This window comes from Acinetobacter sp. 24-47-66, assembly GCF_056779755.1.
The window spans coordinates 104694-120878 of sequence record NZ_JBWYIL010000004.1 but is presented as its reverse complement, the minus strand read 5'-3'; the positions used below and the strand labels follow the sequence as shown (position 1 = coordinate 120878).

The following is a 16185-nucleotide window of genomic DNA, read 5'->3' as shown; positions in this document are numbered from 1 at the left end:
AAAAAAGCACCCTCGGGTGCTTTTTTATTTTCTAAATCTTAATGGTCATCTTTTAAATATTTAGGTTCTTTTGGAAGTTGCCAACTACAAAAGAAACATACGATTAAAATAATGATCACGTAAATAAAAAATGAATTTTCAATTCCTGCCGCCTTAAACTGCAAGGCAACAGAAGGTGCAGAACCACCAAATACGGCATTACCTATCGCATATGAGAAACCTACACCCAACGCACGTACATGCGGAGGAAACATTTCAGCTTTTACAATACCGCCAATAGAGGTATACAAACTAAGCAATAGCATCAGGAAAATCAGTAGCATCGCTACAATGAATGGAGTTTCGCTGAAATATCTCATCCCGATTGCCATGACTGGATAGATAAATATAGCCATCAGACCACTAAATAACAGCATAGAATTTCTGCGACCAATACGATCTGACAATGCACCAAAGAATGGTTGCGCCACCATGAGTACAAAAATACAGGCTGTCATCATCAACCCTACCGTTTTAGGATCTATTCCAATATTGGTAAGGTAAGTTTTTGAGTAAACTGTAATCACATAGAAACTAAGAGAGCCTGCTGAAGTATAACCAACTACCAATAGGAAAGTTTTCCAGTGATTTTTAAAAAGCTCACGAAGTGTACCAGAATCTTCTTTGTCACTTTCATCACTAGATAAAGTCTCTTCTAATCTACTTCTCGCTAATAAAGATAAAATTGCTGCAACACCACCAATAATAAATGGAATTCGCCATCCCCCATCATAAAGCTGCTGTTCAGACATAAATGCTAAGAATATTACACCCAATAAACTTGCAAGGAGTTGACCACCCGTGAGCGTTACGTATTGAAATGATGAAAAAAAGCCACGTTGACCTTTTAAACCCAATTCACTCATATAAGTCGCCACAGCACCATATTCACCACCAACGGATAAGCCTTGAAGCAATCGAACCATTAATAATAAAAACGGTGCAGCCATACCTACTTGTTCATACGTTGGTAATGCTGCGAACATGAAAGAACTTATAGCCATCAATATAATCGAGATGACCATTGATTTTTTTCGACCGTGTTTATCTGCAATTCGACCAAAAAGCCAACTACCGATAGGCCGCATAAAAAAGCTTGCTGCAAATACACCCCACACATAGATGGCTTGGGTAGAACTATCCATATCTGGCGCAGTTAAAGCTTGGGTAAAATATACAGCGAATACTGCATAAATATAAAAATCGAACCATTCAACTAAATTACCTGAAGCTGCACCAATAATTCCTTTGATACGGCTGGTTTTTTCTTGCTTGGAATATGTTGTAGACAAATGAAAAATCCTTATTCTAATTACATCGTTTATTGTCGAATAATAATGAAACTCTGAAGTATTTCAAAATTATAGACGGAAAATATATGCCTATTTCATGCCAATTTAAAAAGCCTTTATGTAAATTTTATTAAATAGGCTTCTAAATTTTTCTCAAAAATATTCAAGGTCGATTTATTATTAATTTAATTAAACAGACTTTCTCCTATGACAACTCACCGAATTAAGCCTTGTGGCTGTAAAATGATAATCAGCGCCCCGAAAATAACCACTCCGCCACCAATGATATCCCATTTAGTAAGATCCATTTGATCCACAAACTTTAACCACAACAATGCCGAACAAATATAAATACCTCCATATGCAGCATATATTCGACCTGATGCTGCTGGATGCAAAGTCAATAACCACACAAAAGCAGCGAGTGCGACAAAAGTGGGTAGCCACAACCAATGCGAACGCCCTTGATTTAGGATCAAATATGGAAAGTAACACCCTAATATTTCCATCAGTGCTGTCAGAAAAAATAAAGCTGTCGTAGATATTACTTTTGTAACTTGTATGTCCATACTTTCACCCAAAAATTAAAGCCCGTTTAAATAAACGGGCTTTAATACAATTAATAACACACTATGCTGGTTCAGCTGCAGAATCTTCAAATACTTCCAACTTCAATCCAACAGCTTTGCCATCTTCTTTTTTAACTGTTACTGCTACATTACCGCCGTTTTCAGCCAGCTCACCAAATAAAATCATTTCAGCAAGCGGCTTTTTCAAATGCTCTTGAATCAAACGCTGCATTGGACGAGCACCCATCAGACGATCATAACCATTTTCACTTAACCAATCTCGTGCAGACTGATCTACTTCTAAAACAACTTTTTTGTCATCAAGTTGAGCTTGAAGTTCTGTAAGGAATTTATCTACTACAGAATCGATTACTGTCGTAGGTAGAGCTTTAAATTGAATAACCCCATCTAAGCGGTTTCTAAACTCTGGTGTAAATGCCTTCTTCATTGCTTCCTGATTATCACGACTATTATCTTGCTCTGTAAAACCAATACTTGTACGGGAAATACTTTCAGCGCCAATATTCGTTGTTAACACTATAATGACATTTCTGAAGTCTGACTTACGACCATTATTATCAGTTAATGAACCATGATCCATGACTTGCAGCAATAAATTAAACACATCAGGATGTGCCTTTTCAATCTCATCCAATAACAATACACAATGTGGATTTTTATGTATTGCGTCAGTCAGTAAGCCACCTTGATCAAAACCAACATAACCTGGAGGTGCACCAATTAAACGTGAAACCGCATGGCGTTCCATATATTCAGACATATCAAATCTGACTAGTTCAACACCGAGTAGTTTTGCAAGTTGTTTTGTTACCTCAGTTTTACCTACACCAGTAGGTCCTGCAAATACAAAACTACCAACTGGCTTATCTGGTGCTTTAAGCCCAGCTCGTGACAATTTAATTGCAGAGGATAATGCGGTAATCGCCTCATCTTGACCAAATACAACTCGTTTAAGATCACGCTCTAAGTGCTCAAGTACAGATTTATCATCTTTAGACACAGTTTTAGGTGGAATTCGTGCAATTTTCGAAACAATATCTTCAATATTTTCAACTGTAATCAAAGTGTTATCTTGATCAGCTCTCAAACGTCGTTGTGCCCCTGCTTCATCTATTACGTCAATCGCTTTATCTGGGAGGAAGCGATCATTGATAAATTTAGCCGATAACTCAACTGCAGAAACAAGAGCTGCATCATCATATTGAACTTTATGAAATTCTTCAAATTTAGACTTGAGTCCACGAAGAATATCAATTGTTTCATTAATTGATGGCTCATTAACATCAATTTTTTGGAAACGGCGTGATAATGCATGATCTTTTTCAAAAACTTGACGATATTCTTGAAACGTTGTTGAGCCAATGCAACGTAAAGTACCATTTGCCAATGCAGGTTTGATTAAATTCGATGCATCCATAGTGCTACCCATACTTGAGCCTGCACCAATGATCATATGAATTTCATCAATAAACAAAATTGCTTCTGGCTTCTTCTTTAGGGCATTCAACAATTGCTTTAATCGTTTCTCAAAGTCACCACGGTATTTTGTACCTGCAACAAGTGCACCGATATCCAAACTATAGACTTCTGCATTAAGCAGTGGCTTTGGTGCTTTATTGTTAACAATCAGCCAAGCCAAACCTTCTGCTATGGATGTTTTACCCACACCTGGATCACCCACCAAAAGCGGATTGTTTTTACGACGTCGACATAGAATTTGAGCTGCACGCTCAATTTCTTTTTCACGACCAATCAAAGGATCGGTTTTACCCTTTAAAGCTTCTGCATTGAGATTTAGGGTATAAAGTTCTAATGGACCTGCATTTGCTGAGGCTGAGTTTTCACCATCTAAGTCATCCGTTTCTTCTTCAGCTGGAACATCTTCCTTACGCGCACCGTGTGAAAGATATTGAGTTAAAGTAAGACGATTGATTTGGTGGCGTTTTAGCAAATAAACCGCAAATGAATCTCGTTCTGAGTACATTGCCACCAGTACATCTGCACCTTCAACCGTCCGATCTCCACCACTAGACTGAACATGGAAAATTGCACGTTGCAATATACGATCAAAGCTTTCTGTAGGATGAGGCGCTTGTTCAGCATTATCGCCTAATTTAGGCGTATGTTGCTCTACATACTCTTCAAGTTCTTTACGCAAACTGACAATTTCTGCACCGCAGGCTTTTAGTGCATTCACGGCAGAATCATTATCTAAAAGTGCGAGTAACAAATGTTCAACTGTAAGAAACTCATGTCTCTTTTGACGAGCCATGCTAACAGCCAAACGCAGTGATACTTCTAATTGACGACTGAGCATGTGATCCCCTTATTCTTGTGGCTCGATCTGGCAAAGCAATGGATGACTTTGAGAGCGCGCATAATTGTTGACTTGATTCGCCTTGGTTTCAGCAATGTCTCTAGGATAGACACCTGCGATACCTTTCCCTTGATAATGTACTGTTAGCATTACTTCGGTAGCTTGGTCAAGATTCAATGCAAAGTATTGTTGTAAAATTTCAATTACAAAATCCATTGGCGTGTAATCATCATTCAACAATACCACATTGTATAAGGGAGGTCGCTTAAATTGCGGTGGTGCTGTTGCTACAGCTAAATCGCCATCGGCTTCATCATTTTGTGCATCACTCAATCTTGGATTGAAGTGCCAATCCACCAATCCAGATTGTTGAAATGATAATTTAATGTCATTGAGACATTTATGACGTTTATTACTTCGCATAGCACTCTATAATCTATTATTGAGAATTTGCCGCAGCTTGCGGTACTTCGGCTGCAAATGCAGCGGTTGATTCGATTGCTTCACCACGTTGCCAACTAAAGCGCTTGGTTTGAGCACTTGAGCCTTTTACACGGATTTCAATAAATTGGGGCGTAAAGCCTTTTGGCATCGTCCAACGACCAGTTAATCGCTGATAATGGTCGAAATTGAATGATTTTTCTGAAATTGGAACAACCAAGACTTCCGTACCTTGAATTAATCTGATTTCAATTTCACCAGATGCTTTACGTTTATTCGGACTGACTTGAACTAAATCAACCTGATATTCATATACATTTTCTGGAAGCGACTTAACAGCTAAATTTTGCACTGTTAAACTCAATCCACCACGTTGTCTCAGTACTTCTCGGAAAATCGCACTCTGACTTTCAATTTGAAGTTTTTCAGCGTTGGCTTGATTTAATGCAGCATACATATCGTTTGAGTTAGTTACAGCAACATCACGTTCTTGAACTGAGGTATTTAATTTCTTATTCAGCTCAGATAATTCTTTTTTTTGTTTTTCGACAACTTCAACCAATTGTTCCGCGTCAGCATCATAACCAACTACAGTTAGACCTTGACGATGACCAACCGTATAGCCCAGAAGTAAACTGCCTGCACATAAGATGATTCCACCCGCCATAAGGGGTTTATTCGATTGAAAAAAACCGATATTTTTTTCATCTTTATGCTGTGACGTATTATTTGATTCTGAGTTTTGCATCGTCATCTCTAATTTATAAAATCAAAACACACATTTAACTGCAAAGTTAAATGTGTGTGAAGTCAAAAAAGGTTTTTTATGGTAATAAACCAATCACGTTAAGGCCTGCATTTTCCGCAAATCCAAACATTAAATTCATGTTTTGAACAGCTTGTCCTGCTGCACCTTTCACCAAGTTATCTTGGGCAACTAAAATGACTAACTTTGTTGGTTGTGGTTTATACAACGCAATACGTAAATCATTTGATCCACGAACAGAACGAGTTTCTGGTGAACTTCCTGCCGGCATAACATCAACAAACTGCTCGTTTTGGTAGAACTGTTCGTAAATTACTTGCAAATCGGCTTGCTGACCTGCTTCTGTTAAGTCGATATATATTGTAGATAACATGCCACGAATCATCGGCACCAAATGCGGAACAAAAAGGATATTGTCAAATACACCTTTCTGTCCCGATATATTTTCAAGCGCTTCAACAATTTCAGGATGATGGCGATGCCCTGCAACACCGTAGGCTTTGAAGTTATCAGCATTTTCAGTATAGATCATGCCTAAACTTGCTTTGCGTCCAGCTCCAGATACACCAGATTTTGCATCAATAATAATACTTTCAGGTTTTACCAATACTTCTGAAGATCTCAGTACAGGCGCCAAACCAATTTGAACTGTCGTTGGATAACAACCAGGATTACCAATCACTTGAGCTTGTTTAATTTTTTCACGATTGAGCTCAGAAAGCCCATACACTGAATTTTTAAGTAGATCTGGACAAGCATGCTCCATACCGTACCATTTTTCAAATTGCGCTAAATCCTGCAAACGAAAGTCAGCGGCTAAATCGATTACTTTTGTATTCGCTGCTACTAATTCTTCAGCGTGTTTCATCGCTACACCATGTGGTGTCGCAAAAAACACAACATCGCAAGACTTTAATAAATCTAAGCTTAAATCTGAAAACTCTAGATCGGTATGACCACGTAAACTTGGAAACATATCATCGACACGACGACCAGCCTCAGTACGAGAAGTCAGTGCTTTCACTTGAACATTTGGGTGTCGCAGCAAAAGACGCAAAAGTTCAACGCCTGTATATCCTGTACCACCAACAATACCAACTGAAATCACGATATCTACCTCTAAATGACTGTATTCGTTACAGGCAGTAGTATGACAGGAACTTGTGACTTTCTGAACCCTTTCATATGGGAATGCTGTTATTTTATAAGTTTAATAATTTAGATGGCTCTGTTAAGCATCTAATAAAGTCTATCATGTGACTTCATTGATTTTCTTGCCAACTCAAATAGCATAAATACAGTGCAAATATAAACTCTGGGAGAGCAAAAAATACGATCGGATCCTGTTTCACAACAAAAGGAGTTACCCCCCATACCGAACATAACCCTCCACTCACGGAAAGCAATTTAGAAATCCTTTTTTGATTTATCCATAAAGTTGCCATAATCGATAATATCAACCACGCTATAGCCCCGCCAAAAAGCGATAAATAGTTCGTCCAATGATAGTGAATAGGATTAATCGGGTTCAGTAGAATATACATGAGGATGCTATAAAGCATTAAAGCAGGTACAGACAAAATTAGAATCAAAAAACACACACCAGTTCGTCTTATGAGCATATTAGAGACAAACTAACCAAACAGAGCAATCATGATAGCCAAAATTTAGAATACCAGTCGCCAAATCAGACTAATTGACTAGCGCTAAACAATTGATTTTTTAATATCGACAAAGCAATCCCAGCATAATAATTAATTATGCATCCACCAATATGGCAACGGCGTTATTTTTAATTTTTTTCGGTTAAGTTTAAAATCTGGATCATACTTCGCCACTTCCGCCCAAAACTGAGCACTATGATCAAAATGCTTTGTATGTGCTAATTCATGCACACAAACATAGCGTGTTATTTCCTGAGGAAAAAGCACCAAAGCACTATTCAACATAATATCATGACGTGCTGTACAACTTCCCCACCGCGTTTTTGGCTGACGAATCTTACAGCCATGATAAGCTAAACCACACTGATCAGATACTTGAGCCAGATATACAGGCAGATGCTGTTTAGCATAATCAATAACAAAGGCTTTTAAATATTGTTCAGGCTGACGATCACTCACACACAGCTCATTCATCACTGAATCAAACTTATAGTTGAATTTCTGCTGAATATATTGAATTTGAATAGGATTTTCTAAATTAAATAACTGTAAAGATAAAGGTAAAACGCGATCAATCTGTTGAATTTTACTTTGTTGTGCCTGCCAAGTTTGAACGATCCAAGCTTCTGAATCTTGAACAAACTGTTGTATTTGTTTATGGGTACAAAACCATGGCGCAGTCACACGAATTGACGTTCCATCTATACGTAGACGTAGTCTTTTCGATCGAATACTTTTGGTGATTTCAATATCAGGAAGGTCGGATAAAGTCATTGTTATTCTTTAATTATTAAATCCCCATCTCCCCCCTTTAAGAAAGGGGGAAGAAAAGCCCCTCTATTTAAAAAGAGGGAGTTTAGGGAGACTAGCTTGTCAAGGAGTTAAAATTAAATCGCTGTACGCTCTTCAATACCGTTGTTGGTCGCAACGATTGCAATATCGGCTTTGTTTAATGCGAAAATACCGTTGCATACCACACCAGGGATATCATTCAATGTTTTTTCAAGCTCAAGTGCATTTAAGATATTTAAGTTATGCACGTCTAAAATCACGTTACCATTGTCGGTCACTACACCTTCACGGTACGCTGGGTCGCCACCTAAAGAGACAATTTTACGAGCCACAGCAGAACGTGCCATTGGGATTACTTCCACAGGAAGCGGGAAATCACGCCCCAACTGATCTACCCATTTAGAATCATCTACGATACAGACGAATTTTTTTGCAATCGATGCCACGATTTTTTCACGTGTCAATGCCGCACCACCACCTTTGATCATGTGCATATGACGATCAATCTCATCTGCACCATCTACATATGCATCAAGACCACCCACTGAGTTCATATCTACCACTTCAATACCCAGCTTCTTCAAACGCTGCGCAGTCGCTTCCGAACTTGCAACTGCGGCTTCTAATTGAAGTTCAGGAAGTAAATCAATCAAAAAGTTAACAGTACTGCCTGTGCCTACGCCTAAAATGCCCCCTTTCGGTAAGTGTTTTAAAGCTGCTTGTGCTGCTGCTTGTTTTTTCTCATCTTGGGTTGCATATAGACTCATGACTTCACTCAACTAATTTGGACTTTTGCAGTTATTTTAAACCGCTAAGCCTTATGGTTTGTTACAATAAGCGCCTATTTTAAACTGTTAGATGGAAAATTAACATGCTGTCTCGTTTGGTTCGACAAATTTTACAAGCAACGGTATACGACGTTGCTATCGAAACCCCACTCGAAGCGGCACCACGAATTAGTGAACGTCTTAATAATAATATTCGTTTTAAACGTGAAGACCTACAACCCGTATTCTCTTTCAAACTCCGCGGTGCCTACAACAGAATCAGCCAACTTCCTAAAGCTCAACTAGAACGAGGTGTCATTACCGCTTCTGCTGGTAACCATGCTCAAGGTGTAGCTCTCTCAGGAAAAAAATTAGGAATTCGCGCAATTATTGTGATGCCTAAGACAACACCAGACATTAAAGTCCAAGCAGTCAAGCGCTTAGGTGGTGAGGTTGTACTTCATGGTGATTCTTTTGACATCGCAAATAAATACGCAATTCAACGTGCACAAGAAGAAGGAATGACTTTTATTCCGCCTTATGACGATGAACTCGTTATGGCTGGTCAAGGTACAATTGCCAATGAAATTTTACGTCAATGGCGAGATGTGGATTATGTATTCGTTGCCGTTGGTGGTGGAGGTTTGATTGCAGGTGTTGCTGCTTACCTTGGTGATGTAGCACCACATGTCAAAGTTATTCCTGTGGAATATGACGAGTCAGCTTGTTTAAAAGCTGCTTTAGAAGCAAATGAACGTGTGATTCTACCGTCTGTAGGATTATTTGCTGATGGTACAGCCGTTGCGCAAATCGGTGAAAAACCGTTTGACGTGATTCGTCTGCAAAAATCTGACAATTCAGGTCCAATCGTAGAGCCAAATGTCGTTTTGGTGAATACTGATGAAATCTGTGCCGCAATTAAAGACACCTATGATGAATGCCGTAGTATTGTTGAGCCGTCAGGTGCGATGGCACTTGCTGGTATTAAAAAATATGTGGCTGAGCACGGCTTAGAAGGTAAAAACATCGTTTCAATTGTATGCGGTGCCAACATGAACTTTGACCGTTTACGATATATTGCAGAACGAACTGAATTAGGTGAACGTAAAGAAGCTATTTTTGCTGTCACGATTCCTGAACAAAAAGGTGCATTCCTCAATTTCTGTCGTGCCCTTCAAGGTCGAAATATTACTGAATTCAACTACCGTGCAAGTAGTGCGACTGCAGCGCAAGTATTTGTTGGAATTAGTTTAAAAAGCGGCGAAAAAGAACGTCAAGAAATATTCGAGACATTAAAGTTTCAGTACGATGTGGATGACTTATCTGATGATGAAGTTGCCAAATTACATATTCGCTACCTGATCGGTGGTCATGCTGATATTGAAAATGAACGTTTATTCCGCGTTGAATTTCCTGAACGTCCAGGTGCATTATTAACATTCTTGGAACGTCTTGGTCCAACGCATAACATTACCCTGTTCCATTATCGTAATCATGGTGCGGCTGAAGGTCGTGTATTGGTTGGACTCGAAGCTGAAGATGCACAACAAAACCCTGATGGTTTAGTTGAAACATTAGAAAGTATCAATTATCCATACGAAGAAATTACCAATAATCTTGGTTATCAACGTTTCCTCAAATAAAATCAATACAGCCTGTCATTTTGACAGGCTTTTTTAATTCAATAATTGATATACAATTAAAATCGAAAGATAGAAAAAACGATCACTTTAAAATTTTAGATATTAAGATAAATCATGCAAATATGGTTCAGTTTTGTAGTAATTCCTTTTCTCATGTGGATCATCTTTTCCGCAATTCTGTTTATTTCGAAATATCTATATCCTGAAGTTACCACCTTAAGCAAATTCCTCGAAGTTTTTATTTTTTTAGGTTATGCAGCACTACCCTATATCATGTTGGGATTAGCTCCTATTTATCGTTATCGTATGACGTTGATATATATGATGGCAATTGTGCTCATGACAAGTTTCGCTCATGCTAACTTTATGATCGATCATATTCATTTAACTTATATTTACTTAGCACTTTCATGGACATTGATTTCAATTACGATTTACTATTTTTATAGTGATCACAAATAATCCTCAACAAATGAATTGAATCAACTCAGATCAACAAGATAAACTCACTCAAAGCGAAATTAAAATCAAATCATTACTTTCTGATCTTTTAAATTTTAGGATATTCAATGGCGCTATTTGCAGTAATTGGCTTAGGCAGCTTTGGCGGTACAGTTGCATTAGAACTCACTCAATTAAAACATGATGTGATTGGAATCGATACTGAAAAAAAATACGTTGAAAATATCTCTGATAACATCAGTCATGCTGTCATCGCCGATGCCACAGATGAACATGTACTTCGAGAACTGAATGTACAGAATTGCGATGCCGTCGTTGTCGCAATTGGAGAAGATATTGAGGCCAGTATTCTATGTGTCCTCAACCTTAAAAATTTAGGCGTAGAAAAAATCCTAGTAAAAGCAAAATCGAAAGCCCATCATATGATTTTGACGCATCTCGGTATTGGTCAAATTATTCATCCAGAAGAAGACATGGGTATTCGCGTTGCACAATCATTAAGCTATCCAATGGTTAGACGCTATATGGCGTTGAATGATGACCGTTATATTGTCAAAGTGGAAGTGGGTGAAAAACTACAAGGTGTAGAATTTAAAGACATCATGGAACATAGCGACGGCGTACAAACATTATTATTACAACGTGGCACACATGTAATTTATGACATCGCACCTGGTACATTACTGCAAAAAAATGACATTTTAATTGTTGAAGGTCCTGTCAATCTTTTACGTAAACTCTCATCGAGATTTATTTCGAAATGATGAAATTTTATGATCAATTGATCAATAAAAAAACGCAAAGTATTAATTTGAGTCCACCAAGTTTGCTTGCTTTGGGCTTTCTCAGTTTTATTATCATTGGAACATTACTGCTAAAACTTCCCTTTGCTCACGAAGGAAATGTCTCTTGGCTAGAAGCCTTATTTACTGCCACATCCGCAGTGACAATTACGGGACTTTCTGTGGTCAATATTGGCGAAGCATATACGACTTTTGGTCAGTTCATCATTATGCTACTCATCCAATGTGGTGGCTTAGGGTTCATGACCTTCGCAATTTTGGCTGCTTTAAGCCTTTCCACTAAACTCGGTTTAAAGCAACAAGTGATGGCTCAAGAAACAATTGGTCAAACCAGTTTAGCAAGGGCCTCTTTCACTATTAAAGCCGTCTTATTGTATTCTCTATTTTTCGAAGGGATTGGAACATTCATCCTGACATTTACGTGGCTTCAATACTACGATTTTAGTGATGCTCTGTTTTATGCAGCCTTTTACAGTATCTCAGCATTTAATAATGGTGGTTTCTCTCTTTTTCCAGACAGTTTAATGAGCTTTTCAGGTCAATATGCTGTAACTCTGACCATCAGTATGTTGTATATCATTGGTGGAATAGGTTTTGTGGTACTTATGGATATCAAACGCGCTCATAAGTGGAAAAAACTCTCAACCAACAGCAAACTCATTCTTTCTACCATCGCAGGACTCAATCTATTTGCCTTTATTATGATTTGGTGTTTAGAAGCAAATAATCCATTGACCCTCGCCCCAATGTCAATTGGAGACCAAGCATTAAATGCTTGGTTTCATGCCACAGTACCGCGATCCTCTGGATTTAATAGTATTGATATGGCCAGTATGAGTGATCCAGCAACCTTGGTGACTATGCTATTAATGTTTATTGGAGGCGGATCTTTAAGTACTGCTGGTGGTATTAAAGTAGGTACATTTATTATTGTTGTATTGAGTGTGATCACGTTTTTGAGACGAGCTGACGAAGTCACTGTTTTTAAACACTCGATTCCCGCAACGGTCACCTATAAAGCTCTTGCGGTCATTAGCATAACTGCTATGCTCATTTTCATTGGTTTCTTTACGCTGTTAATTTTAGAGCCTAATAAACGTTTTCTAGATTTACTATTTGAAGCTGTTTCCGCGGCTTGTACAGTCGGATTATCTAGAGGTATTACTTCAGAATTACAACCTGCAAGTTTATATATGCTCATGATACTGATGTTTGCGGGTCGTCTCGGTCCTTTGACATTGGCTTATTTAATTGCAACCCCTAAAAAAAGCAGGTTGAGTCATCCTAATGCTGAAATCCAAGTGGGTTAGATAGAATTCACTTGGATCTAAGGTGAAGTTGATCGATAAAACACGAACCAATCCAAAAATAGATCGGATGTTTATAGCCATAAGTGCGTTTTATGATAGCCATGATTTCTTTATGCAAAGCATTGAACTTATCATGAATTAACACAAACTTAGAACTTTGCAATCAATAACCCAATACAAAGAAATTAAAAGACTCAAGGTAACTCCAAGTCTTTTCACCATATGCGTGTGATTAAAAAAATTATGATTGGAAACCAATATAACGATTGAGGTTTTCGACACCCAATGCAACTTTATAAATTTTAAACTGAGCTAAATCAGAACGTGTAATCTCAGTAAACACATCCGAGTTTTCATCATCTGCATGAATTTCATCTACTGTGCGAGGCATAGTTGCTTCAAATTCATCTGAAATAAATTCAAATCCCAAGTCCATAGCAATAAACAATGTATGATCACAAGGTTGAATATATTGCTCTTCATTCCAGTCGATAACAGCGTGTTGACAATGCGGGCACTGTACATTTTCTTGAGGATCTTGAAGTTCAATTGTTGTATAAGCCATGTCAACCTTAAGTATTACGTGCTATAAAACATAAGTTTAACCATTGCTTTTAGATTTTTAAATAGCCCTCTTTATTCATTACTACATATAACAACCTTAGATTTTAGAGAAAACACAGCAACTCAATTGACTATTCAGAACAATAATGTATTTTTTAACAAAACGTCGCATATATGGAATGAATCCATGCTTTCAGATTTAGATGATTTTTATTGCTTTGCCCTTGTTGTCGAACATGGTGGTTTTAGCGCTGCCGAGCGAGCAACTGACATTCCCAAATCAAAATTGAGTCGACGTGTTTATAATTTAGAAGAAAATCTCGGTGTAAGGCTTATTCAACGTAGTTCACGTCATTTTGCTGTCACTGATATTGGGATGAACATTTATCGCCATGCGCAAGTAATGATGAATGCTGCCCAATCTGCTCATGATTTGGTAGATCATTTAAGTGAACAACCAAGAGGCTTAATTCGTGTCAGTTTACCCGTATCAATTGCCCAGCATGAAATGACCAAAATACTGCCAAATTTCCTTAAGCAGTATCCTGAAATCAAAGTTCAATTGATGGTTACTAATCGACGTGTCGATATCATCAATGAAGGAATTGATTTAGCGCTTCGTGTTCGCTCAAGTTTGGATGATGACCCAAGTTTGGTCATTCGAAAATTTGAAAATATTGAACAACATCTTTTCGCCAGCCAGGCTTATCTCAATGAATTTGGATCTATCAAAAAACCTGAAGAACTCTCAAATCATCGAATATTAAGTATGGTTGATGAACATACTGATCAACAACTCGTACTACATGATTCAAACAACAAATCGATTAAAGTCAAAGTGAGTCCAGTCGTGATGGGCTCTGACTTACTTATGCTTGCACAACTTGCAAGTGACAATTGTGGGGTAGCATTACTCCCAGACAGTATTGTTGAAGATTATATTAAAGATGGGCGTCTTGTTAAGGTTCTGCCTAACTGGAATGCACCACACGGTATTTTTCATGTGGTTTACCCTTCTCGCCGTGGTTTATTACCAGCTGTACGTGTGTTCATCGACTACTTAGTTGAGCACCTCACCAAAAGATAGTCACAACAGCACAAAGATTTAGAAGAATGTTGGCTTATTATTTGCTACCATTCACTCTGCTTTGTGCTAGTTTTTTTAGATTTTTATGACTTCTATTTATCAACAACAACTTGATGCAAAAATTGAACGTATCCGCAATCAATTTGCTGAATATCAACCACCTGAACTAGAAGTTTTTTCATCTCCTGAAAAACATTTCCGTATGCGAGCTGAGTTCCGTATTTGGCATACAGAAGATGATATGTTTTATGCCATGTTTGAACCCGCGGAAGATGGTATTCAAAAGAAAGTTGTACGTGTTGATGAGTTTCCAATCGCGGATAAATCTATTAATGATTTAATGCCAGTTCTCCTGTCTGAACTAAAATCAAATGCAGTGCTCTCTAAGCGTCTGTTTGAAGTACATTTTCTTTCTACGTTGAACGGTGAAATGCTGGTTTCATTGATTTATCGTTGTCCGCTTGATCAAGACTGGGAACAACTAGCAAAAAATTTATCTTCAAAACTCAATATTAAGATTATTGGTCGCAGCCGTGGTCAAAAAATTGTATTGACGGATGAATATGTAGTTGAAGAATTACAAGTATTTGACCGTAAATTCAAATATAAGCAAATTGAAAGTAGCTTCACGCAACCAAATGCGCAAGTTTGTCAAAAAATGCTGGAGTGGGCATGTAATGCAGCTCAAACCAGTGATAAAGATCTTTTAGAGCTTTATTGCGGTAATGGTAATTTTACCCTTCCATTATCGCTAAAGTTTAATCGCGTTCTAGCAACAGAACTGGCTAAATCATCAGTTTATGCAGCGCAATGGAATATTGAGCAAAATCAAATTAATAATATTCAAGTTGCTCGCCTTTCAGCTGAAGATTTTACCTTAGCATTCAATGCAGAACGTGAGTTTAGACGTTTACAAGAAGCCAATATTGATATTCAAAGTTATGACTTCGATACTGTATTTGTAGATCCACCTCGTGCAGGCATTGATGATGATACCTTGAAGCTACTTCAACACTTTAACCGTATTATTTATATTTCATGCAATCCAGATACTTTGCACGACAATTTAAAGATGTTATCGGGAACTCATAAAATCACTAAATTTGCGCTGTTCGATCAATTTCCTTATACCCACCATGTCGAGTCAGGCGTTCTTTTAGAGAAAATTTAAACAATTTATTTCTTACTAAATGGACAGTTCTTACACTGTCCATTTTTTATTCTTTTTGAATTTCACTTAGAAATCATATAAATAAAGAAATATTTAATTTTTCAATGTCATAATTTCGTTAAACTTTAGGTTTATCATCGAAATATTTATTTTAAAATGAGCCTTAAATCACGGTTACAAACTTGCATTAAATTTTAAATCGACTATATTTCGACCTATCTTTGGTTGCAAATGAAGGCTCTATGAGTTTTTGGCAAAAGCTGTTTTCATCAGATTCGCAGCAGAACGAGCATAAAAATCAAATTGCTTGTGTTGAAAATGATTGTTCATGTAAGACTAACGATCAGTTGATCGAGGCTTTACAAAAGGCATCAGATGAAGATGTAATCCGCGGAATCAAAAAAGTTCTTATTTCGCGTGGCTATTCAAAAAAAGATCTTACTGATTTATTGAGTAACAAAATCACCCTTCAGTAAA

The 16185-nt window shown here is 37.7% G+C and carries 16 protein-coding genes; 7 read left to right on the top strand and 9 right to left on the bottom strand.

All coding sequences use genetic code 11. From position 1 onward, the window contains the following. Positions 1–38 precede the first annotated feature (38 nt). From AC1M84_RS05690 to rpiA, 8 genes are all read right to left on the bottom strand, one after another. Positions 39–1331 (bottom strand): MFS transporter, encoded by a 1293-nt coding sequence (locus tag AC1M84_RS05690; protein WP_092766357.1) that lies wholly within the window; start codon positions 1329–1331, stop codon positions 39–41. A 215-nt stretch (positions 1332–1546) separates the two neighbouring features. After that, entirely contained in the window at positions 1547–1900 is a 354-nt protein-coding gene (locus AC1M84_RS05685; RefSeq protein WP_092766358.1) for a YnfA family protein, read from the bottom strand. A 61-nt stretch (positions 1901–1961) separates the two neighbouring features. Next, a complete protein-coding gene (clpA, locus tag AC1M84_RS05680) occupies positions 1962–4238 on the bottom strand; it encodes an ATP-dependent Clp protease ATP-binding subunit ClpA (RefSeq protein ID WP_035263687.1) in 2277 nt (758 codons plus the stop codon). Between the two features lie 9 nt (positions 4239–4247). Continuing rightward, entirely contained in the window at positions 4248–4661 is a 414-nt protein-coding gene (gene clpS / locus AC1M84_RS05675; protein WP_035263688.1) for an ATP-dependent Clp protease adapter ClpS, read from the bottom strand. Positions 4662–4677: 16 nt separating this feature from the next. After that, positions 4678–5427 (bottom strand): DUF6776 family protein, encoded by a 750-nt coding sequence (locus AC1M84_RS05670; protein ID WP_481592683.1) that lies wholly within the window; start codon positions 5425–5427, stop codon positions 4678–4680. Between the two features lie 76 nt (positions 5428–5503). Then, the gene (gene argC / locus AC1M84_RS05665) at positions 5504–6553 is read right to left on the bottom strand and encodes an N-acetyl-gamma-glutamyl-phosphate reductase (RefSeq protein WP_481589944.1); all 1050 of its coding nucleotides are present in this window, start codon (positions 6551–6553) and stop codon (positions 5504–5506) included. Between the two features lie 646 nt (positions 6554–7199). Next, entirely contained in the window at positions 7200–7883 is a 684-nt protein-coding gene (locus AC1M84_RS05660; protein WP_481592684.1) for a M48 family metallopeptidase, read from the bottom strand. Between the two features lie 113 nt (positions 7884–7996). Beyond that, on the bottom strand, positions 7997–8668 hold the full coding sequence (rpiA, locus tag AC1M84_RS05655) for a ribose-5-phosphate isomerase RpiA (RefSeq protein ID WP_481591051.1): 672 nt from the start codon (positions 8666–8668) through the stop codon (positions 7997–7999). 104 nt (positions 8669–8772) lie between these two features. Between rpiA and ilvA the strand changes: the two genes are divergently transcribed. The 4 genes from ilvA to AC1M84_RS05635 all read left to right on the top strand — a co-directional run bounded on the left by ilvA (position 8773) and on the right by AC1M84_RS05635 (position 12886). After that, on the top strand, positions 8773–10311 hold the full coding sequence (gene ilvA, locus AC1M84_RS05650) for a threonine ammonia-lyase, biosynthetic (RefSeq protein WP_481594596.1): 1539 nt from the start codon (positions 8773–8775) through the stop codon (positions 10309–10311). A gap of 114 nt (positions 10312–10425) precedes the next feature. Then, positions 10426–10773, top strand: coding sequence for a hypothetical protein (locus AC1M84_RS05645; protein ID WP_481594595.1), 348 nt, complete (start codon positions 10426–10428; stop codon positions 10771–10773). Between the two features lie 107 nt (positions 10774–10880). Beyond that, positions 10881–11537 carry a potassium channel family protein gene (locus AC1M84_RS05640; RefSeq protein ID WP_035263698.1) on the top strand — a complete coding sequence of 219 codons (657 nt, stop codon included), beginning with the start codon at positions 10881–10883 and terminating at the stop codon, positions 11535–11537. Beyond that, on the top strand, positions 11537–12886 hold the full coding sequence (locus AC1M84_RS05635; protein WP_481594658.1) for a TrkH family potassium uptake protein: 1350 nt from the start codon (positions 11537–11539) through the stop codon (positions 12884–12886). The genes AC1M84_RS05640 and AC1M84_RS05635 overlap by 1 nt, the downstream gene beginning before the upstream one ends. A 241-nt stretch (positions 12887–13127) precedes the next feature. Here AC1M84_RS05635 and AC1M84_RS05630 read toward each other — a convergent pair whose 3' ends face one another. Continuing rightward, positions 13128–13451, bottom strand: a complete 324-nt coding sequence (locus AC1M84_RS05630; RefSeq protein ID WP_481592687.1) for a hypothetical protein — start codon at positions 13449–13451, stop codon at positions 13128–13130. A gap of 186 nt (positions 13452–13637) precedes the next feature. Between AC1M84_RS05630 and AC1M84_RS05625 the strand changes: the two genes are divergently transcribed. From AC1M84_RS05625 to AC1M84_RS05615, 3 genes are all read left to right on the top strand, one after another. Further along, entirely contained in the window at positions 13638–14537 is a 900-nt protein-coding gene (locus tag AC1M84_RS05625; protein WP_035263702.1) for a LysR substrate-binding domain-containing protein, read from the top strand. An 85-nt stretch (positions 14538–14622) separates the two neighbouring features. Continuing rightward, on the top strand, positions 14623–15708 hold the full coding sequence (gene trmA, locus AC1M84_RS05620; protein ID WP_481594594.1) for a tRNA (uridine(54)-C5)-methyltransferase TrmA: 1086 nt from the start codon (positions 14623–14625) through the stop codon (positions 15706–15708). A gap of 242 nt (positions 15709–15950) precedes the next feature. Beyond that, positions 15951–16184: a hypothetical protein gene (locus AC1M84_RS05615; protein ID WP_035263705.1), complete on the top strand. Its 234-nt coding sequence runs from the start codon at positions 15951–15953 to the stop codon at positions 16182–16184. Position 16185 lies beyond the last annotated feature (1 nt).

Coding starts and splice junctions, on each gene's coding strand:
- AC1M84_RS05615 (WP_035263705.1), top strand. CDS start 15,951: ATGAGTTTTTGGCAAAAGCTGTTTTCATCAGATTCGCAGCAGAACGAG.
- clpS (WP_035263688.1), bottom strand. CDS start 4,661: ATGCGAAGTAATAAACGTCATAAATGTCTCAATGACATTAAATTATCA.
- AC1M84_RS05685 (WP_092766358.1), bottom strand. CDS start 1,900: ATGGACATACAAGTTACAAAAGTAATATCTACGACAGCTTTATTTTTT.
- AC1M84_RS05630 (WP_481592687.1), bottom strand. CDS start 13,451: ATGGCTTATACAACAATTGAACTTCAAGATCCTCAAGAAAATGTACAG.
- trmA (WP_481594594.1), top strand. CDS start 14,623: ATGACTTCTATTTATCAACAACAACTTGATGCAAAAATTGAACGTATC.
- AC1M84_RS05670 (WP_481592683.1), bottom strand. CDS start 5,427: ATGCAAAACTCAGAATCAAATAATACGTCACAGCATAAAGATGAAAAA.
- AC1M84_RS05635 (WP_481594658.1), top strand. CDS start 11,537: ATGAAATTTTATGATCAATTGATCAATAAAAAAACGCAAAGTATTAAT.
- rpiA (WP_481591051.1), bottom strand. CDS start 8,668: ATGAGTCTATATGCAACCCAAGATGAGAAAAAACAAGCAGCAGCACAA.
- AC1M84_RS05660 (WP_481592684.1), bottom strand. CDS start 7,883: ATGACTTTATCCGACCTTCCTGATATTGAAATCACCAAAAGTATTCGA.
- AC1M84_RS05645 (WP_481594595.1), top strand. CDS start 10,426: ATGCAAATATGGTTCAGTTTTGTAGTAATTCCTTTTCTCATGTGGATC.
- AC1M84_RS05640 (WP_035263698.1), top strand. CDS start 10,881: ATGGCGCTATTTGCAGTAATTGGCTTAGGCAGCTTTGGCGGTACAGTT.
- ilvA (WP_481594596.1), top strand. CDS start 8,773: ATGCTGTCTCGTTTGGTTCGACAAATTTTACAAGCAACGGTATACGAC.
- AC1M84_RS05625 (WP_035263702.1), top strand. CDS start 13,638: ATGCTTTCAGATTTAGATGATTTTTATTGCTTTGCCCTTGTTGTCGAA.
- clpA (WP_035263687.1), bottom strand. CDS start 4,238: ATGCTCAGTCGTCAATTAGAAGTATCACTGCGTTTGGCTGTTAGCATG.